The sequence below is a fragment of the Staphylococcus sp. GDB9P120P genome (assembly GCF_017893435.1).
Classification (GTDB): Bacteria; Bacillota; Bacilli; order Staphylococcales; family Staphylococcaceae; genus Staphylococcus; species Staphylococcus cohnii.
On the sequence record NZ_JAESNB010000011.1, the window covers coordinates 61392 to 81873 of the forward strand.

At 32.5% G+C, this 20482-nt stretch carries 17 protein-coding genes; 14 read left to right on the forward strand and 3 right to left on the reverse strand.

Translation table 11 applies throughout. The features are described 5' to 3' along the window. Positions 1-75: 75 nt before the first annotated feature. From KA856_RS12615 to KA856_RS12635, 5 genes are all read left to right on the forward strand, one after another. Positions 76-378: a YerC/YecD family TrpR-related protein gene (locus tag KA856_RS12615; protein WP_019469593.1), complete on the forward strand. Its 303-nt coding sequence runs from the start codon at positions 76-78 to the stop codon at positions 376-378. A 285-nt stretch (positions 379-663) separates the two neighbouring features. Then, complete coding sequence (gene pcrB / locus KA856_RS12620; protein ID WP_064264242.1) at positions 664-1356, forward strand: heptaprenylglyceryl phosphate synthase; 693 nt, start codon at positions 664-666, stop codon at positions 1354-1356. Next, a complete protein-coding gene (gene pcrA, locus KA856_RS12625; protein ID WP_107384519.1) occupies positions 1353-3557 on the forward strand; it encodes a DNA helicase PcrA in 2205 nt (734 codons plus the stop codon). Before pcrB ends, pcrA begins: the two co-directional genes overlap by 4 nt. Before the next feature lie 3 nt (positions 3558-3560). Continuing rightward, positions 3561-5564 (forward strand): NAD-dependent DNA ligase LigA, encoded by a 2004-nt coding sequence (gene ligA / locus KA856_RS12630; RefSeq protein WP_064264246.1) that lies wholly within the window; start codon positions 3561-3563, stop codon positions 5562-5564. Positions 5565-5576: 12 nt separating this feature from the next. Further along, positions 5577-6788, forward strand: a complete 1212-nt coding sequence (locus KA856_RS12635) for a CamS family sex pheromone protein (RefSeq protein ID WP_064264248.1) — start codon at positions 5577-5579, stop codon at positions 6786-6788. A gap of 98 nt (positions 6789-6886) precedes the next feature. Here the strand turns inward: KA856_RS12635 and putP are convergent, their stop codons facing one another. Further along, the gene (gene putP, locus KA856_RS12640; RefSeq protein ID WP_064264250.1) at positions 6887-8422 is read right to left on the reverse strand and encodes a sodium/proline symporter PutP; all 1536 of its coding nucleotides are present in this window, start codon (positions 8420-8422) and stop codon (positions 6887-6889) included. A gap of 382 nt (positions 8423-8804) precedes the next feature. Here putP and gatC point away from each other — a divergent pair, with 382 nt between their 5' ends. The 7 genes from gatC to dinB all read left to right on the forward strand — a co-directional run bounded on the left by gatC (position 8805) and on the right by dinB (position 16899). Next, positions 8805-9107 carry an Asp-tRNA(Asn)/Glu-tRNA(Gln) amidotransferase subunit GatC gene (gatC, locus tag KA856_RS12645; RefSeq protein WP_019469599.1) on the forward strand — a complete coding sequence of 101 codons (303 nt, stop codon included), beginning with the start codon at positions 8805-8807 and terminating at the stop codon, positions 9105-9107. A 1-nt stretch (position 9108) separates the two neighbouring features. Beyond that, positions 9109-10566: an Asp-tRNA(Asn)/Glu-tRNA(Gln) amidotransferase subunit GatA gene (gene gatA / locus KA856_RS12650; RefSeq protein ID WP_064264252.1), complete on the forward strand. Its 1458-nt coding sequence runs from the start codon at positions 9109-9111 to the stop codon at positions 10564-10566. A 12-nt stretch (positions 10567-10578) separates the two neighbouring features. After that, the gene (gene gatB / locus KA856_RS12655) at positions 10579-12006 is read left to right on the forward strand and encodes an Asp-tRNA(Asn)/Glu-tRNA(Gln) amidotransferase subunit GatB (protein WP_064264255.1); all 1428 of its coding nucleotides are present in this window, start codon (positions 10579-10581) and stop codon (positions 12004-12006) included. Positions 12007-12452: 446 nt separating this feature from the next. After that, on the forward strand, positions 12453-13370 hold the full coding sequence (locus KA856_RS12660) for a diacylglycerol kinase (protein WP_064264257.1): 918 nt from the start codon (positions 12453-12455) through the stop codon (positions 13368-13370). A 138-nt stretch (positions 13371-13508) separates the two neighbouring features. Next, positions 13509-14870, forward strand: a complete 1362-nt coding sequence (rlmD, locus tag KA856_RS12665) for a 23S rRNA (uracil(1939)-C(5))-methyltransferase RlmD (protein WP_107524444.1) — start codon at positions 13509-13511, stop codon at positions 14868-14870. Positions 14871-15075: 205 nt separating this feature from the next. Continuing rightward, a complete protein-coding gene (locus KA856_RS12670; protein WP_064264261.1) occupies positions 15076-15630 on the forward strand; it encodes a DUF3267 domain-containing protein in 555 nt (184 codons plus the stop codon). A 198-nt stretch (positions 15631-15828) separates the two neighbouring features. Further along, positions 15829-16899, forward strand: a complete 1071-nt coding sequence (gene dinB, locus KA856_RS12675; protein WP_064264263.1) for a DNA polymerase IV — start codon at positions 15829-15831, stop codon at positions 16897-16899. Between the two features lie 38 nt (positions 16900-16937). Here dinB and KA856_RS12680 read toward each other — a convergent pair whose 3' ends face one another. Continuing rightward, positions 16938-17492, reverse strand: a complete 555-nt coding sequence (locus KA856_RS12680; RefSeq protein ID WP_107384522.1) for a 3'-5' exonuclease — start codon at positions 17490-17492, stop codon at positions 16938-16940. A 203-nt stretch (positions 17493-17695) separates the two neighbouring features. Further along, a complete protein-coding gene (locus KA856_RS12685; RefSeq protein ID WP_019469608.1) occupies positions 17696-18202 on the reverse strand; it encodes a ferritin in 507 nt (168 codons plus the stop codon). A gap of 169 nt (positions 18203-18371) precedes the next feature. Here KA856_RS12685 and murT point away from each other — a divergent pair, with 169 nt between their 5' ends. Together murT and gatD are read left to right on the forward strand one after the other, a co-directional pair. Beyond that, the gene (murT, locus tag KA856_RS12690; RefSeq protein ID WP_181187639.1) at positions 18372-19691 is read left to right on the forward strand and encodes a lipid II isoglutaminyl synthase subunit MurT; all 1320 of its coding nucleotides are present in this window, start codon (positions 18372-18374) and stop codon (positions 19689-19691) included. Further along, positions 19688-20410 carry a lipid II isoglutaminyl synthase subunit GatD gene (gene gatD / locus KA856_RS12695; protein ID WP_064264271.1) on the forward strand — a complete coding sequence of 241 codons (723 nt, stop codon included), beginning with the start codon at positions 19688-19690 and terminating at the stop codon, positions 20408-20410. Before murT ends, gatD begins: the two co-directional genes overlap by 4 nt. Positions 20411-20482: the final 72 nt, after the last annotated feature.

Genomic DNA, 20482 nt, shown 5'->3' on the forward strand with positions numbered 1-20482 from the left:
CTGATGAAATCGTTACACTTTAATGTATTAGCACGTTGAATTAAGATTAAAATGAAAGTACAGGGGTTGTTTTTAATGCAAATAGAAAAATTAAGAGGAAAAGCATTAGATGAATTATTTGATGCAATTCTTACATTAGAAAACAGAGAAGAATGTTACCAATTCTTTGACGATTTATGTACAGTTAATGAAATCCAGTCGTTATCTCAACGATTGCAAGTCGCAAAAATGATTAAGCAAGGTTATACTTATGCGACGATTGAACAAGAGTCCGGTGCTTCAACTGCAACAATTTCTCGTGTTAAAAGATCTTTACAATGGGGAAATGATGCTTACACAATGATTCTAGACCGCATGAATATTGAAACGACCGATTAATTAACAATTCTATATACTATAGCGAAGTGTAATTTTAATGATTTCATTTGAAAAGCTGTTAGCAAAGAAACCTTCTTTGCTGACAGTTTTTTTGTTGTTAATTTAAAGTGTATTGATAAAATAGAAATAAGGCTTTAAATTTTTTGAATATATTTAGCGAGAAACATGATTAACTTATGATTTATTTGTCATGTTAAAATACATTATAAAATCCTATATCGTTTTAGAACTCAGTGGTTAAAAATGATATAATCAAAAGTATGCTAAAAAAAGGAGTAACATATCATGTATGACATTAAAAAGTGGAAACATATTTTCAAATTAGATCCTGCCAAGTCTATTTCTGATGAAGATTTAGATGCAATATGTATGTCTCAAACCGATGCAATTATGATCGGTGGAACAGATGATGTTACTGAAGATAATGTTATTCAATTGATGAGTAGGGTGAGGAGATATCCTTTACCTCTAGTTTTTGAAATTTCCAATATAGAAAGTGTTATGCCTGGATTTGACTTTTATTTCGTACCGACTGTATTGAATAGTACAAATGTAAAATATCATAACGGCATACTTTTAGAAGCATTGAAATCTTTTGGACACGTCATTGATTTTGAAGAGGTTGTTTTTGAAGGATATGTTGTCATGAATCCTGAAAGCAAAGTAGCACAAGTTACACAAGCTGAAACAAATTTAACAGATGAAGATATTGAAGCATATGCTCAAATGGTTAATGAAATGTATAAATTACCAGTCATGTACCTTGAATATAGTGGTACATATGGAGATGTTGAAAAGGTTAAGACAGCTGCAAATATGTTAAGTGATACACAACTATTTTATGGTGGTGGCATTAGTAATCAAGAAGAAGCTGAAGAAATGGCTTCGATTGCTGATACGATTATCGTTGGTGATATCGTTTATAAAGATATTAAAAGCGCATTAAAAACAGTTAAGATAAAGGAGTCACATAAATGAATGCATTAGTAAATAAGATGAATGATGAACAAAGCTTAGCAGTACGCACTACAGAAGGGCCATTACTTATTATGGCGGGTGCAGGTTCAGGCAAAACACGTGTTTTAACTCATCGTATAGCTTACTTGCTTGATGAAAAAGACGTATCTCCATACAACATTCTAGCGATTACTTTTACAAACAAGGCAGCAAAAGAAATGAAAGCACGTGTGGAAGCTTTAGTCGGTGAACCAGCTCAAGTTATATGGATGTCAACGTTCCACTCAATGTGTGTAAGAATACTGAGAAGAGATGCAGATAGAATTGGCATTGAACGTAATTTTACTATTATTGACCCAACCGATCAAAAATCAGTTATCAAAGATGTATTGAAGAATGAAAATATAGATAGTAAAAAGTTCGAACCGAGAATGTTTATAGGTGCTATAAGTAATTTAAAAAACGAATTGAAAACGCCAGAAGATGCTCAAAAAGAAGCTGACACTTATCATGAGCAAATGATTGCTACAGTATATAAAGGATATCAAAGACAGTTATCAAGAAACGAAGCATTGGATTTTGATGATTTAATCATGGTTACAATTCGATTATTTGAACGTGTGCCAGATGTTTTAGAATTTTATCAAAATAAATTCCAATACATACACGTCGACGAGTACCAAGACACAAACAAAGCACAATATACATTAGTTAATCTTTTAGCGTCTAAATTTAAAAACTTATGCGTAGTTGGAGATTCTGATCAATCTATTTATGGTTGGCGTGGCGCTGATATTCAGAACATACTTTCCTTTGAAGAAGATTATCCTGAAGCTAAAACGATATTTTTAGAACAAAATTATCGTTCAACTAAAAATATATTAAATGCAGCTAATGAAGTAATCAAAAATAATTCAGAGCGTAAACCTAAAGGATTATGGACAGGTAATACATCCGGAGATAAAATTCACTACTACGAAGCTACTACCGAGCGAGATGAAGCTGAATATGTAGTCAAAGAAATTATGAAACAACAACGCAACGGAAAAAAATTCAAAGATATGGCTATCTTGTATCGTACTAATGCACAATCTCGTGTGTTAGAAGAGACATTTATGAAATCTAATATGCCTTACACAATGGTCGGTGGTCAAAAATTCTATGACCGAAAAGAAATTAAAGACCTACTTAGTTATTTGAGAATAATAGCCAATAGTAATGATGATATAAGTTTACGCCGTGTAATAAATGTGCCAAAACGCGGTGTTGGACCTTCGACAGTAGATAAAATTCAGGCCTATGCTGCTCAAAACGATATAAGTATGTTTGACGCGCTAGCAGAAGTGGATTTTATAGGCTTATCTAAAAAAGTTACGCAAGCATGTATTACTTTTTATGACATGATACAGAACTTAATTAAACAACAGGAATTTTTAGAGATTACTGAAATTGTTGAAGAGGTATTAGTTAAATCAGGTTATCGTGAGATGTTGGAACGAGAACAAACATTAGAATCAAGAAGTAGATTAGAAAATATAGATGAATTTATGTCAGTGCCTAAAGATTACGAAGAGAATACCCCATTAGAAGAACAGTCATTAATCAACTTTTTGACAGACTTATCTTTAGTTGCAGATATAGATGAAGCGCAAATAGATGATGGTATAACGTTGATGACAATGCACTCAGCAAAAGGACTAGAGTTTCCTATTGTATTTATAATGGGGATGGAAGAATCATTATTCCCACATATAAGAGCAATAAAAAGTGATGATGATCATGAAATGCAAGAAGAAAGAAGAATTTGTTATGTTGCGATTACACGTGCTGAAGAAACGTTATATTTAACGCATGCAACTTCAAGAATGCTTTTTGGAAGACCACAGTCCAATATGGCTTCAAGGTTCTTGAAAGAAATACCTGAAGATTTATTAGAAAACGAAAATAAAGCACGAGCTACGGCACAAGGAAATCGATTTAAATCTGCAACCAAACAACCTGAAAAAAGAGGTTATAGTAAACGTGTTACTTCTTCTGAAAAAGCACAACAATCAACGGATTGGCATGTTGGTGACAAAGTTATTCATAAATCATGGGGTGAAGGCATGGTGAGCAATGTTAATGAAAAAAATGGTTCAGTTGAACTAGATATTATCTTTAAATCTGAAGGACCTAAACGTTTGCTTGCTCAATTTGCACCTATTGAAAAGAAAGGGGAATAAAGCGTGGCTGACTTACAATCGCGTGTCGATGCATTACATCAATTGCTAAATCAATATAGCTATGAATATTATGTACAAGATAATCCTTCAGTACCAGATAGTGAATATGATAAACTTTTGCACGAATTGATAGATATTGAGGCAAACTATCCAGAGTATCAAACAGTTGATTCACCTACAGTAAGGGTAGGTGGCTCAGCTCAATCAACGTTTGAAAAGGTAAATCATGATACACCGATGCTGAGTTTAGGAAATGCTTTTAATGAAGAAGATTTAAGAAAATTTGATCAACGTATACGTGAGCAAATTGATCAAGTTGAATATATGTGCGAGTTGAAAATAGATGGTTTGGCTGTGTCTCTCAAGTACGAAAATGGTAGGTTCGTACAAGGTTTGACACGTGGTGATGGTACTACAGGCGAAGATATTACCGAAAACTTAAGAACGATACATGCGATACCATTAAAGATTAATGAAGCCAGAACATTTGAAGTTCGCGGTGAAGCATATATGCCTAGAAAATCATTCTTTGATTTAAACGAAGCCAAAGCACAAAATGACGAACAACCATTTGCTAATCCAAGAAATGCAGCTGCTGGTTCACTGCGCCAATTAGATTCCAAACTTGCAGCAAAGAGAAAACTAAGTGTTTTCCTATATAGTGTGAATGACTTTACACAATTTAATGCTCATACACAAAGTGAAGCTTTAGATGAATTAGATAAATTAGGTTTTAAAACAAATAAAGAACGAGAACGTGCTCAAACTATAGAAGAAGTATTCGACTATATTGAAAAATGGACGGAAGCGCGGGAACAGTTGCCATATGATATTGATGGCATTGTTATTAAAGTGAATGATTTAGATCAACAAGATGAGCTTGGCTATACACAAAAATCTCCGCGTTGGGCAATTGCATATAAGTTCCCTGCTGAAGAAGTCATGACAGATTTATTAGATATTGAACTTAGTATTGGTAGAACAGGCGTCGTTACACCTACGGCCATACTTGAGCCAGTAAAAGTAGCGGGAACGACAGTTTCTAGAGCTTCTTTACATAATGAAGATTTAATTCATGAAAAGGATATCCGAATTGGCGATAGTGTAGTAATTAAAAAGGCTGGCGATATCATACCAGAAGTTATAAAAAGCGTTTTAGATCGTCGACCGGAAAATGCTGAAGTTTATCACATGCCAACACATTGTCCTAGTTGTGATCATGAACTAGTTAGAATAGAAGGGGAAGTAGCATTAAGATGCATCAATCCAAAATGCCAAGCACAACTCGTTGAAGGTATGATTCATTTTGTATCACGACAAGCAATGAATATAGATGGTTTAGGTACTAAAATTATTCAACAACTTTATGAAAATGAAAAAATAAAAGATGTTGCTGATATATTTTACTTAACTAAAGACGATTTGCTACCATTAGAGAGAATGGGTGAGAAGAAAGTCAACAATCTATTAAATGCGATTGAACATTCTAAAACAAACTCATTGGAACATTTACTATTTGGTTTAGGAATCAGACACCTAGGGGTCAAAGCGAGCCAAGTCATTGCTGAAAAATATGGAACGATGGATCATTTATTTGATGTTACTGAAGAATCATTAATTGAAATTTATGATGTTGGTCAAAAATTAGCACAATCATTAGTCACTTATTTAGAAAATGAAGATATCCGTGCACTTATTAATAAATTAAAGGAAAAACATGTTAATATGACTTACAAAGGTGTCAAAACAACTGAGTTAGAAGGTCATCCAGAATTTATTAATAAGACCATTGTATTAACTGGTAAGTTATATCAAATGACAAGAAATGAAGCTTCAAAATGGTTAGAATTGCAAGGTGCTAAAGTTACAAATAGTGTTACTAAAAAGACAGATCTAGTAATTGCTGGAGAAGACGCTGGTTCAAAACTTACAAAAGCCGAAAAATTTGGCACAGAAGTTTGGACGGAGGATGACTTTGTCCAGAAACAAAAAGAAATAGAGGGATAGAGGAGATAATGCATGAAAAGAACGATTATACTATTCATCTCAGCAATTTTTCTATTATCAGCATGTGGAAATGATGATAATGAAAAAAGTAAAGAACAACCTGATGACAATAAACAGCAAGAAAAATCCGGTTCAGTAAAAGAAATCGCTACTGATAAACATGTTCAAGGTAATAATTATAGAACGATTTTACCATTTAAAGAAAGCCAAGCACGTGGTTTATTACAAGATAACATGGCAAATAGTTATAATGGGGAAGATTTCGAAAACGGCCTCTTAGAATTGAGTAAACAAGTTTTTCCAACTGACGATTATTTATATCAAGATGGTCAGTACTTAGATAAAGATACGATTAATGCTTATTTAGATCCAAAATATACTAAATCTGAAGTAGATGAGATGGATGAAGATGAACGAAAAGAAAAGAAAGCGAATGAGAATTTAGGTCTAAATCCATCTCATAATGGAGAAACAGATCCAGAAAAAATTGCTGAAGAATCACCTGCGTATCTTTCAAATATTTTAGAACAAGATTTTTATGCTAGTGGTGATACTAAAGGTAAGGAAATTAAAGGTATGACTATCGGACTAGCTATGAATAGTACATATTACTATCAAAAAGAAAAAGATGGCGAAACCTATAGTAAAAAATTAGATGACAAAGAAATTAAAAAACAAGGTAAGCAAATGGCAGGAGAAATTTTGTCGAGAGTCAGAGAAAATAAAGATTTGAAAGACATACCAATACACTTTGCAATTTATAAACAAACTGGTGAAAATTCAATTGTTCCAGGTGAATTTATTGCTGGTACGACAGTTGAAGACGGCAAGACGCGTATTAATGAATGGAAAGATATAAATCAAACTACAGCATTGTTACCTTCTGATGAAGCAGGGGAAATTGATGAAAATTTAAATAATAATTTTAAGCAATTTAATGATAATTTACAGACGTATTTTAACAACTTTACTCAAGCAGTGGGTACAGTTAAATTCGATAATAAAAAAGCAAAACAATTAACAGTTGATGTACCGATTGATTATTATGGTGAAGCAGAAACAATTGGTATCACACAATACATCACTGAACAAGCAGAGAAATACTTTGATGATATTGACGAATATGAAATTCGCATAAAAGATGGTAACAAAGCAAAAGCTTTAATCAGTAAAACTGAAGATGACAAAGATCCACAAGTTCATATTTATAAAAACAATAATTAGTATACGTTTTCTCGATAAAAGCCACTCTATGTAATCACGTTATGTGTTACAAGAGTGGCTTTTTAGTATCAATTTATAGTGAGAGCGTTGCGATTCGATTATTCTTTAACCATTTCTTTAACTTTATTTAAATCGTGCTCTACAAATTCACCAGGTTTTTTAGTAATTTTACTTACTAGATAAGTAACTATCACACTTGCTAGAAAACCAGGTATTATTTCATACATACCAAATATTTCATTTACTGATGCTAGCGGTTTAACCCAAGCAATCCACACAATAACGACTAAAGCTCCTGTAATCATACCACTCAGCGCGCCAGCGTGAGACAACCCTTTCCAGTATAGTGAGAAAATCACTAACGGGCTGAACGCTGCGCCAAATCCTGCCCAAGCATTACCGACAAGGTTTAAAATTGTATCATTTGGTGACCATGCAATCCAAATTGCAATAATTGCAACTAGTAAAACAGATAGTCGTCCAATCATTACAAACTCTTTTTCGTGAGTTTTTGCTTTCGCTTCACCACGAATAAGTTTATAAAAATCTTCAGTTAATGAACTAGAAGTCACTAATAACTGAGATGAAATTGTGCTCATAATAGCTGCCAAGATAGCTGCCAACAAGAAACCGCCTACAAGAGGGTGGAATAAAATTTGGCTCATAATGATAAAGAGTGTCTCTGGATCTTCCATTTTAATGTGGTATTGAGGTATAAATGCGATACCTGTTAGGCCTACAGCAACTGCGCCTAAGAGACCAATAACCATCCAGCTAATACCTAAACGTCTTGCTTTTGGTAAAAGTTTATGTGTTTTAATGGACATAAACCGAACAATAATATGTGGTTGACCAAAATACCCCAATCCCCAGGCAAATAATGAAATAATACCTAAAAACGTTGTCCCTTTAAACAAATCCATATTGGTAGGTTTCATAGCTGCTACTTCGCTAAAAGTATCCAAACCGTTGAGTTTTATAAGTGCTACAATAGGAACCATTACCATTGCGATTAACATAATTACACCTTGGAAGAAATCCGTAATGGATACAGCTAAATACCCACCAAAGAACGTATAAAAAATTACTATTGCTGCAACTATGATAAGTCCCCAATGATAGTTTAAACCAAAAGCACTTTCAAATAATTTTCCACCAGATACAAACCCAGAATGTGTATATAAAGTGAAAAACACAACAATAATTAGACCTGAAATTATTTTTATGTAATTTTTACGGTCATTGAGTCGATTTTTAAAAAAGTCTGGCAGGGTGATAGCGTCTCCTGCAATTTCAGTATAAATGCGGAGTCGAGGTGCAACTACAAAATAGTTAATATAAGCGCCGAGTGATAAACCGATTGTAATCCACATTGCTGATAAACCAGTGCTATACACAGATCCAGGGAGACCCATAATCATCCATCCACTCATATCGGATGCACCTGCTGATAAGGCAGTTACGTAAGGGCCAATACTTCTACCTCCCAGCATAAATTCACTTAAATTACCTGTTGATTGTTTGTAACCATAATAGCCAATAACTAATAAAATGATAAAATAAATGATAATCATAATATACGTTTGCCAAGTAACGTGAACTTGATTAGCTAAAGATGTACCTAGAATAAACATAATACTTCAACTCCCTTATCCCCAGAATATTAAATTGTGTTACATGAATTATTATACAATGTAATTTATAAATAGAGTAGATTTATTTTTATTTTTTTGAAATATTTAGCTCAATGACAAAAATGAAAGTGCTTACAAAACATAGAATGATATTACGCACTTTATAAAATTTATGATTTATTATGCAATAATTGTTATTAATACTATGAAAATTGTATATATTGTTTTTGAAACATATTTAAGTTACATAATTACAAATGTTTTACCAAACGGAACTTAATTAAAATATGGTTATTTATTGTTATTGTTGAAAAGTTTAGATTTTTGTTTGAAATTTTGATACAATTTTATAATGAATGAGTAAAAAGGAGGCTTTTATTTAATGGCTAAAGTTACACGTGAAGAGGTAGAGCATATTGCTAATTTAGCTAGACTTCAAATATCTGAAGAAGAAACAATTGAAATGCAAGATACATTAGAAAGTATTTTAAATTTTGCTAATCATATAGATACAGCAGACACTAGCTCAATTGAGCCAACTTATCACGTATTAGATTTACAAAACGTGTTAAGAGAAGATAAAGCAATCGAGGGCATTCCTCAAGAGCTTGCATTAAAAAATGCTAAAGAGACGGAAGATGGACAGTTCAAGGTACCATCTATCATGAATGAGGAGGACGCTTAAGATGACCATCCGTTATGAATCTGTGGAAAATTTAATTACATTAATAAAAAATAAAGAAATTAAACCTTCACAAATAGTGAACGATATCTATGATGCAATTGAAGAAACTGATCCAACAATTAATTCATTTCTTGCATTAGATAAAGACAATGCTATTAAAAAAGCACAAGAATTAGATGAGTTACAAGCCAAAGACCAAATGGAAGGCAAACTATTTGGTATTCCAATGGGAATTAAAGACAATATTATTACTGAAGGTGTAGAAACAACTTGCGCTAGTAAAATGCTAGAAGGATTTGTACCTATTTATGAATCTACAGTAATGAATAAATTACGCAATGAACAAGCTATTTTAATTGGAAAACTAAACATGGATGAATTTGCAATGGGAGGTTCTACAGAAACTTCTTATTTCAAGAAAACGTTAAATCCATTTGATCACACGGCTGTTCCTGGTGGTTCATCTGGTGGTTCAGCAGCAGCTGTTGCAGCGGGATTAGTACCTTTTAGTTTAGGTTCAGATACTGGTGGCTCAATTCGTCAACCTGCAGCTTATTGCGGTATTGTAGGTTTAAAACCAACTTATGGTCGTGTATCACGTTTTGGTTTAGTAGCATTTGCGTCTTCATTAGACCAAATTGGGCCGCTAACGCGCAATGTTAAGGACAATGCTTTAGTATTAGAAGCAATTACTGGTTTAGATGAAAATGACAGTACGAGTGCACCTGTAGAAGATGCAGATTTTACATCTGATATTGGTAAAGATATTCAAGGCCTTAAAGTGGCATTACCAAAAGAATATCTCGGTGAAGGTATATCTGATGAAGTGAAAGCATCTGTAAAAAAAGCTGTTGAAACATTGAAAGAACTAGGTGCTACAGTAGAAGAAGTTTCATTACCGAATACGAAATATGGCATTCCTTCTTATTATGTAATCGCATCATCTGAAGCATCCTCAAACTTATCACGTTTTGATGGTATCAGATACGGTTATCATTCTCCAGAAGCAAATTCACTAGAAGAATTATATAAAATGTCAAGAAGTGAAGGATTTGGTGAAGAGGTTAAGCGTCGTATTTTCCTTGGCACATTTGCACTAAGTTCAGGATACTATGATGCGTTCTATAAGAAATCACAAAAAGTTAGAACATTAATAAAAAACGATTTTGATCGTATTTTTGATAACTATGATGTTGTAGTTGGGCCAACAACACCAACAACTGCATTTAATATAGGTGAAGAAATCGATGATCCACTTACAATGTATGCGAATGACTTACTAACAACACCAGTTAACTTAGCTGGCTTGCCAGGTATATCTATTCCTTGTGGTAAAGCGAATGGACGTCCAATTGGTTTGCAATTTATTGGTAAACCTTTTGATGAGAAAACATTATATCGTGTCGCTTTCCAATATGAATCAAAATTTAATTTGCATAATGAATACGAAAATTTATAAGGAGTGGAAATCATGCATTTTGAAACAGTTATTGGACTAGAGGTCCATGTTGAGTTAAAAACAGAATCTAAAATGTTTTCTCCATCGCCAGCACATTTTGGAGCGAAACCTAACTCAAACACAAACGTAATTGATTTGGCTTACCCTGGAGTACTACCAGTTGTCAACAGACGTGCCGTTGATTGGGCGATGAGAGCGTCAATGGCATTAAATATGGATATTGCAACAGAATCAAAATTTGATCGAAAAAACTATTTCTATCCAGATAATCCTAAAGCATATCAAATTTCACAATTTGATCAGCCAATAGGTGAAAATGGTTATATTGATATTGAAGTAGATGGTGAAACAAAACGCATAGGTATCACACGCTTACACATGGAAGAAGATGCTGGTAAATCAACACATAAAGATGGTTATTCATTAGTTGACTTAAATAGACAAGGTACACCATTGATTGAAATTGTGTCTGAGCCAGATATTCGTTCACCACAAGAAGCATATGCATACTTAGAAAAATTACGTTCAATTATTCAATATACTGGTGTTTCAGATTGTAAAATGGAAGAAGGTTCACTGCGTTGTGATGCCAATATTTCATTACGTCCATATGGTCAAGCAGAGTTCGGAACAAAAGCAGAACTGAAAAATCTAAACTCATTTACTTATGTACGTAAAGGGTTAGAATATGAAGAAAAACGTCAAGAAGAAGAATTGTTGAATGGTGGAGAAATCTTACAAGAAACAAGACGATTTGATGAATCTACGGGTAAAACAATTCTTATGCGTGTGAAAGAAGGATCAGACGATTACCGTTACTTCCCAGAACCAGATATCGTACCTTTATATGTTGACGATGAGTGGAAAGAACGCGTACGTCAAACAATTCCTGAATTACCAGATGAAAGAAAAGAAAAATACGTGAATCAATTTGGTTTACCAGCATATGATGCACACGTGATTACATTAACAAAAGAAATGTCTGATTTCTTTGAAGGTGCCGTAGCAGAAGGTGCTGATGTAAAATTAACTTCCAACTGGTTAATGGGTGGCGTTAACGAGTACTTGAATAAACATCAAATAGAATTATTAGATACAAAACTCACACCACAAAATCTTGCTGGTATGATTAAATTAATTGAAGATGGCACAATGAGCAGTAAAATCGCTAAAAAAGTTTTCCCAGAACTAGCTGAAAATGGTGGAGATGCAAAACAAATTATGGAAGATAAAGGTTTAGTTCAAATCTCTGACGAAGCGACACTTCTTAAATTTGTAAATGAAGCATTAGACAATAATCCACAATCAGTTGAAGACTATCAAAATGGTAAGGGTAAAGCAATGGGCTTCTTAGTTGGTCAAATTATGAAAGCTTCAAAAGGTCAAGCTAACCCACAATTAGTGAATCAACTATTAAAACAAGAATTAGATAAAAGATAACAAAATCATTTGCATTTTGAACAGTTATAATCTAATTAATGAGTAACCGAGAAATAAACAGCTTGGATAAAGTATTAAACGTCAATTTCTATAACAAAATAGGAATTGACGTTTTTTTATAAAACTTTAAGCGCACATTGAACTACTACTTTTTAATGTAATTTTATAAATTGCTGAATTCAATGAAATAATATGTGTGAAATATTATAAGAACGAACGATATATCAGGCAAGCATTATTCACAGTCAAAATCTTAAATTTAAAATATAAGAGCGCTAATTTAAATTATGGATAGTGCCATGTTTTGATAATAGGAATGGAAGTTTCAATTTCTTTAATATTAAGTAGTATATTATATTTTCTTTTTGAAAATAGCCTAAATGCTTTTATCATTTAACTAAATCATTTAATATATATACTGAGTATAAAAAGTTGAGGGATAAAATATGAGAAAACGAGCTAGAATCATTTATAACCCAACATCTGGTAAAGAATTGTTTAAACGAACATTGCCAGATGTGTTAATAAAATTAGAAAAGGCCGGTTTTGAAACGAGTGCCTATGCAACTGAAAAAATTGGTGATGCAACAACTGAAGCTAAACGTTGTTTAACTCAAGACTATGATGTTTTAATAGCTGCAGGGGGCGATGGGACGCTCAATGAAGTCATCAATGGTATAGCAGAACATCCAAATAGACCTAAAATTGGAATCATCCCAATGGGAACTGTAAATGATTTTGGGCGTGCATTGCATTTACCCAATGATATTATGAGTGCGATTGATGTGATTATAGAAGGCCATTCAACGCGCGTTGATATTGGAAAAATGAATAGTAGATATTTTATTAATTTAGCTGCAGGGGGACAATTAACACAGGTATCTTATGAAACACCAAGTAGATTGAAATCAATTGTTGGTCCTTTTGCATATTATATTAAAGGATTTGAAATGTTACCTCAGATGAAAGCTGTTGACATACGTATCGAATATGATGATGAGGTTTTTCAGGGAGAGGCGCTCTTATTTTTATTAGGTTTGACCAACTCTATGGCAGGATTTGAAAAATTAGTGCCTGATGCCAAATTAGATGATGGTTATTTCACCTTGATTATAGTGGAAAAAGCGAATTTAGCAGAGTTAGGGCATATTATGACCCTTGCTTCAAGAGGTGAGCATATTAAACATCCTAAAGTGCATTATAAAAAAGCAAAATCAATCAATATCTCTTCATTTATAGATATGCAATTAAATGTGGACGGTGAATATGGTGGTAAATTGCCCGGAAATTTCTTGAATTTAAAACAGCATATTGAAGTTTATACACCAAGTGACATTAAAAATGAGGAACTAGTTGAGCAATAACAAATATAATATTAAAATAAATCGTAATCGTGAACTAGTTTAAATAAATGAGTTAAAATGAATCTTCAAAAACGTTAATAGACAACGAGGTTAGGTAAAGATACAAATAGCCTAACCTCTTTTATATGGGGTGATAATATGAGCATATTACAAAAAAATGAAATCTTAGAAGGACACGTAATTGATTTAACACATGAAGGACACGGCGTTGTAAAGTTAGATCGGTATCCTGTGTTTATTCCTAATACTTTAATAGATGAAACGATTAAATTTAAAGTGATTAAAGTAAAAAAGAATTTTGCAATAGGTAAATTAATAGAAATTAAAGAACAAAGTAAAGAACGTGTTGAGCCACCATGTGTATATTATTACAAATGCGGAGGCTGTCAATTACAACATATGACATACCAAGCTCAATTGAATATGAAAAAAGAACAAGTAATTAATTTGTTTCATCGAAAAGCAGATTTTAAAGATACGATTATTAATGACACAGTTGGTATGGAAAATCCTTGGTATTATCGAAATAAATCACAAATACCTGTTGGAAAGAATAAAGACGAAGAGATTATCTCAGGTTTTTATAGACAAAGAAGTCACGATATTATAGATATGGAAAGTTGTTTAATTCAAGACCAATTGCATCAAGAAGTTATGAATCAACTTAAAGTTTGGTTTAACGAATTGAATATTAGCGTTTATAATGAACATAAAAAACAAGGGCTTATGAGGCACGTTGTCATTCGTACTGGACACCATACAAGAGAGTTAATGGTGATATTTGTGACCAATGGCAAGAAATTTAAACAGAGTGATTTACTTGTGCAAAAATTAGTTAAAGCATTTCCTGAAATTACAAGTATAAAGCATAATGTCAATAATACACATTCAAATGTAATATTAGGAGCGGAATCTAATACTTTATATGGTAAGACAACAATCAATGATAAATTATCAGACGTTACCTTCAAAATAAGTGATCAATCTTTTTATCAAATTAATTCGATACAAACTGAAAAATTGTATCAACTTGCGATTGAATACGCAAACTTAAAGCAGGATGATGTTGTCTTGGATACTTACTGTGGTATCGGAACGATAGGTTTATATATGGCACCAAAAGCGAAACATGTTTATGGCGTAGAAGTTGTGTCAGAAGCCATTGAAGATGCTAAACAAAATGCGACTATAAACCAATTTGAAAATACTACTTTTGTCTGTGGTAAGGCAGAAGAGGTTATATTAAAATGGAAATCACAAGGAATTAAACCAGATGTAGTGATGGTTGATCCGCCTAGAAAAGGCTGTGACGAAACATTTTTAAAAACATTATTAGAATTAAACCCAAGAAAAATTGTCTATATTTCATGTAATCCTTCAACACAACAACGTGATGCGCAATATTTAGCACAACATTACAAACTAACGAAGATTACACCAGTAGATATGTTTCCTCATACAACACATGTTGAAACGGTTGCTCAATTTAATCGTATATAAAACGTAGGTTAATAGATAAGCATGATTTAATAAACATTGTGTAAAGTTAATTAACTTATTGTTTGCTCAGTGTTGCAGTTTATTTCAATGTAAGAAGATTTGTTAAAATTCAATTACAAGTCATTAACTTTGTTCAATAGCTCTTTCTAAGTGATTAAAATCATTGTATACTCTAGGTAATAACAAAGCATTTGGAGGGTTGCTAATGTTTAAAATTGAGTTGTTTTCTAATAAAAAGTTATTAGAAGGATTCTTACTATTCCAATTAACAATAGTAATGATCAGTATATTGTTATCATATAAATTTGCTTATTTATTTGCTTCGGTTATAGAGCAAAATATCTTATTTAATTTATTGTATGGTATTTTAGGTTTTACTATTGTTTATTTCTTACATGAATTGATTCATAACTTAATGTTTCGCATCTTATCAAAAGGTCGAAAACCTATTTATAGAGTTAAATATGGTTTGATAAAGTCACATATGCCACAAGTTTATTTCAAAAAATGGCAATATAGCTTAATTATGTTAGCCCCTTTAATTATTATATCACCCATTTTATTTATCATATTTTTTATTACGCCTTACTCATCTATCATATTTATTACAAGTTTTCATATTGGATATTGTGTTGTGGATTTGTATTTACTTTCAGGTGTGTTAAATGAGAAAGTGGAAGTCATAGAAGATACTGAGGATGGTATTAAATATTATACAAAAAACCCTTCAATTGAATTGCAAACTGAACCAAAATCATAAGAATTAATTAATCTGAGTTAGTAATACTGCTAAATACATAATTATCATTATAGATGATATCGTATTTAAGAAGCGGATAGCTAACTCTTTTTTGTTTGTTTTACTATCATGAGCATATATTATGTAACAAAATCATTTAGATTGTAAGATAAATATCAATAATATAATTATATAAGTTTAAAAAGGGAGGTGTGTGCATTGACAGAAAGAAGAATCATTCATATAGATATGGATTATTTCTTTGCTCAAGTAGAAATAAGGGATAATCCAAGTTTAAAAGGGAAACCAGTTATCGTCGGTGGAAAAGCGAGTGGTAGAGGCGTGGTGTCAACAGCTTCTTATGAAGCAAGAAAATATGGTGTTCATTCTGCAATGCCCACCGCACAAGCACATAAATTATGTCCGAATGGTTTTTATGTATCTCCTAGATTTGAAGCTTATAAGGAAGCCTCAAACACAATTATGAATATTTTTAAAAGTTACACTGAAATCGTTGAACCATTGTCATTGGATGAAGCATATTTAGACATTACGCATTTAGTCCGTCCTGATTTACCAGCGTCTATGATTGCGCAATATATTCGTAGAGATATTTACGAAGCTACCCAATTAACGTCCTCTGCAGGTGTCTCTTATAATAAATTTTTAGCAAAATTAGCGAGCGGTATGAATAAGCCTAACGGTCTAACTATTATTGATTATAAAAATGTACATGAAATATTAATGGGCTTAGATATTGGTGATTTTCCAGGAGTAGGTAAAGCTTCTAAAGAAAAAATGCATGAGCATAAAATTTATAATGGCCAAGATTTATATAACCAAAGTGAGCGTGAATTAATTCGTCTTTTTGGAAAACGCGGTTATGGATTGTACAATAAGGCGAGAGGTATAGATAATAATGAAGTAAAAGCCACAAGAATTAGAAAGTCAGTTGGCACAGAACGCACCTTTGCAACAGATGTTAATGATGATGATCAAATTCTTCAAAAAATTTGGGAGTTAAGTCATAAAACAGCTGAACGCTTAGCCAGAATTCAAAAATCTGGCAAAACTGTCACTGTTAAAATTAAAACTTTTAAATTTGAAACTTTGTCAAAACAAAGAAGTTTGAGAGATCCGATTAGAAATGAGACGGATATTTATAACATTGCATATAGTTTATATACTGAACTAAAAGATTCAGAAACACCAATTAGATTGGTGGGCGTTACAGTAGGTAACTTAGAAAAAGCGACATATGAAAACATGACAATTTATGATTATATATAAACGAAGTATCATGGAAATAATTACTGATTTTGAATAAATTAATCTTTATCTTTTAACTGCTTACCAAATATTGTTAATATACTATTCAAATCATCATAGTGTTTTAATAATCGAAATGTAATCATTGCACATGCTTTAGCATCATTTAAAGCATCGTGATGACCGTGAAAATCTAGATTGTAATAATGCATCATATGATTCAACCCATAACGATGATTATTTATTGTCTTTCTTGATAGTTGTAGTGAACAAAAATAAGTGATTGTTGGTGTGTCTTGACCAATTTGCTTAATGCTGTCATACAAAACATTCATATCAAATGCAGCATTATGAGCAACTACTGGTAATCCATCAATGAATTGCATCATATATGGATATACTGATGCAAATGTCGGCGCATCTTTTACATCATTTGGATTAATACCATGTACGGCAATGTTTTGTTTTGAAAAATAGTCATTTGGATTAACCAGTGTATAAAAAGATTCTGTGATTTGATGATTGATAACTTTGACCATTCCCACTGAACATATACTCGTTCTTTTTCCGTTTGCAGTTTCAAAATCTAAAGCAATATAAGCATTAGCTGTCATCAAGCAAGAACCCTTTCTCTTATAGAATATGTTATGACTTTATATAATTCTCTTTTCGAAGTCAAGCGAGTAAAACTCAATTAAGCATAATAGATGATCAACAGTCCTTTCCTACTAGCAAAATACTTAAAAAGCATGCCAATCATGTTGGCATGCTTCTGTATATTCATCATTAATTTTAAAAATTTGTTAGCGTATTAACGCTATGCTTCATCTTCATTAAATGAACGTGCAGCTAATTCTTTCTCATATAAATATAAAGTGTTACTGTCGTCACCGATACGGTTTAAATAATCAATATGTGTATCAAACATTGATTCTTCTTCGACTTGTTCATCTAGGAACCAATTTAAAAATGAAATTGTGGCATAATCTTTATCTTTATTAGCTAGGTCAGATAAATTGTAAAATCTGCGTGTTACATCTTGTTCTTGGGCTAAGCCATCTTCAAAGGTTTCTAAGATACTTGTGAATTCAGATTTAGGTGCTGGTATTGAATTAAATATTGCTTGTTCACCACGATCATTGATATAATCATAAATTTTCTTACCATGAAATCTTTCTTCTTTTGCCTGCTGGATATAGAAATTAGCAAAGCCTTCGTAGGACTTACTATCACAATACGCAGCCATTGCCATATAAGCATGTGCAGCAAAATACTCGTGGTTCATTTGTTCATTTAATGCATCTAATAATTCTTTATTCAACATAAGTAACAGCCTCCATGTATCATTTTTCATTAGTATAGCAAACTTATTCTCATTCGTAAATAATAATTATTCTAATCTAAAGAATGTGAAAGATATTTGCATTGAGAATTGTTTGGAATACAACTTAATCGTGTTATAATATTTGAGTGAATAGTAGAGGAGGAAGTAGATGAGACAATGGACTGCAACACGTCTAGCGAGACTGGCAAGACAAGTAAGTCGTACTGTTGGGAAAAAGGGAACAGACTTACCAGGTCAAGTCGCTAGAAAAGTGGATAAAAATATTTTAAGAGAATTAGCATCTCATGTAGATGAGATTGTATTTATAAGTGGTACAAATGGGAAGACGACTACATCAAATTTAATAGGTCATACTTTGAAAGAGAATCAAATAGAAATCATACATAATAATGAAGGTGCCAATATGTCTGCTGGTATTACATCAGCCTTTATTTTGCAAATTAAAAAAAACACTAAAATCGCAGTTATTGAAATTGATGAAGGTTCAATACCAAGAGTACTTAATGAAGTTACGCCTACGATGATGGTGGTTACTAATTTCTTCCGTGATCAAATGGATCGATTTGGGGAAATCGATATTATGGTAAATAATATTGCAAAAGCAATTGATAATAAAGGGATAAAATTATTGTTAAATGCTGATGATCCATTTGTCAGTAGATTAAAGATAGCGAGTGACACTGTTAATTATTATGGAATGAAAAAGCACGCGCATGATTTTGAACAAAGTTCTATGAATGAAAGTAGATATTGTCCTAATTGTGGTCGCTTATTACATTATGATTATATTCATTATAATCAATTAGGCCATTATTATTGTGAATGTGGCTTTAAACGAGAAAATACAAAATATGAAGTAGCTCAATTTGATTTAACACCTTTTATAAATTTAAATGTTGGTACTACAACATTTAATATGAAAATTGCAGGCGATTTTAATGCATATAATGCAATTGCTGCTTATACCGTGCTCAGAGAACTTGGATTAAATGATGCGTCAATTCGAAAAGGGTTTGAAACTTATACTTCTGATAATGGCAGAATGCAGTATTTTAAAAAGGGTACGAAAGAAGCAATGATCAATCTAGCTAAGAACCCTGCAGGTATGAATGCAAGTCTCTCAGTTGGTGATCGGATAGAGGGGAACAAAGTTTACGTCATCAGTTTAAATGATCATGCTGCAGATGGACGTGATACATCTTGGATTTATGATGCTGACTTTGAAAAATTAGCGAATCAACAGATAGAAGCTATAATAGTTACAGGTACACGAGCAGAAGAGCTACAATTGAGATTAAAGCTCGCAGAGATAAATGTACCAGTTATTTTAGAAAATGATATCTATAAAGCTACTGCGAAAACAATGGAATATACTAATAGTTTTACTGTAGCAATACCTAACTATACTTCACTTGCCCCTATGTTAAAACAATTGAATCACTCTTTTGAGGAGGATAACGTAAAATGAATGAGTTAACGGTCTATCACTTTATGCCTGATAAATTAAATTTGTACAGTGATATAGGTAATATCATTGCACTTAAACAACGTGCAAAACGCCGTAATATCACTTTAAAAGTTGTAGATATTAATCAGACGGAAAATGTTACTTTTGATGAATGTGATATCTTCTTTATTGGTGGGGGTAGTGACAGAGAACAAGCATTAGCAACATTAGAATTGAGTAAAATAAAAAGTAAGTTAAAAGCTGCTATTGAAGATGGTTTGCCTGGTCTAACTGTATGCGGTGGTTACCAGTTTTTAGGACGTAAATACATTACACCAGATGGCACAGAACTAGACGGTTTAAATATTTTAGATTTTTATACAGAATCTAAAAAAAATCGTTTAACAGGAGATATCGTTATTGAAAGTAATACTTTTGGTACAATTGTAGGATTTGAAAACCATGGGGGCCGTACTTATCATAATTACGGTACTTTAGGTGAAGTTACTCATGGATTTGGTAATAATGATGACGATGCTAAAGAAGGCATTCATTACAAGAATCTACTAGGTACTTATTTACACGGACCGATACTACCTAAAAATCATGAAATTACAGATTATCTATTAGAAAAAGCATGCGAACGTAAAGGCCTTGTATTTGAACCGAAAGAATTAGACAATTCAGAGGAAGAAGCAGCTAAGAAAGTAATTGTTGAGCGCGTTGCTCAACAAAAATAGTAAAGATTTAACTAGTATGAATAAACCACAGCCTAGGACATTTTGTCCTAGGCTGTTTTGTTGATGTAACAA

Coding starts and splice junctions, on each gene's coding strand:
- KA856_RS12685 (WP_019469608.1), bottom strand. CDS start 18,202: ATGTTGAATAAAGAATTATTAGATGCATTAAATGAACAAATGAACCAC.
- KA856_RS12670 (WP_064264261.1), top strand. CDS start 15,076: ATGTTTAAAATTGAGTTGTTTTCTAATAAAAAGTTATTAGAAGGATTC.
- KA856_RS12660 (WP_064264257.1), top strand. CDS start 12,453: ATGAGAAAACGAGCTAGAATCATTTATAACCCAACATCTGGTAAAGAA.
- KA856_RS12680 (WP_107384522.1), bottom strand. CDS start 17,492: ATGACAGCTAATGCTTATATTGCTTTAGATTTTGAAACTGCAAACGGA.
- murT (WP_181187639.1), top strand. CDS start 18,372: ATGAGACAATGGACTGCAACACGTCTAGCGAGACTGGCAAGACAAGTA.
- gatC (WP_019469599.1), top strand. CDS start 8,805: ATGGCTAAAGTTACACGTGAAGAGGTAGAGCATATTGCTAATTTAGCT.
- gatB (WP_064264255.1), top strand. CDS start 10,579: ATGCATTTTGAAACAGTTATTGGACTAGAGGTCCATGTTGAGTTAAAA.
- rlmD (WP_107524444.1), top strand. CDS start 13,509: ATGAGCATATTACAAAAAAATGAAATCTTAGAAGGACACGTAATTGAT.
- putP (WP_064264250.1), bottom strand. CDS start 8,422: ATGTTTATTCTAGGTACATCTTTAGCTAATCAAGTTCACGTTACTTGG.
- gatA (WP_064264252.1), top strand. CDS start 9,109: ATGACCATCCGTTATGAATCTGTGGAAAATTTAATTACATTAATAAAA.
- KA856_RS12615 (WP_019469593.1), top strand. CDS start 76: ATGCAAATAGAAAAATTAAGAGGAAAAGCATTAGATGAATTATTTGAT.
- gatD (WP_064264271.1), top strand. CDS start 19,688: ATGAATGAGTTAACGGTCTATCACTTTATGCCTGATAAATTAAATTTG.
- pcrA (WP_107384519.1), top strand. CDS start 1,353: ATGAATGCATTAGTAAATAAGATGAATGATGAACAAAGCTTAGCAGTA.
- pcrB (WP_064264242.1), top strand. CDS start 664: ATGTATGACATTAAAAAGTGGAAACATATTTTCAAATTAGATCCTGCC.
- KA856_RS12635 (WP_064264248.1), top strand. CDS start 5,577: ATGAAAAGAACGATTATACTATTCATCTCAGCAATTTTTCTATTATCA.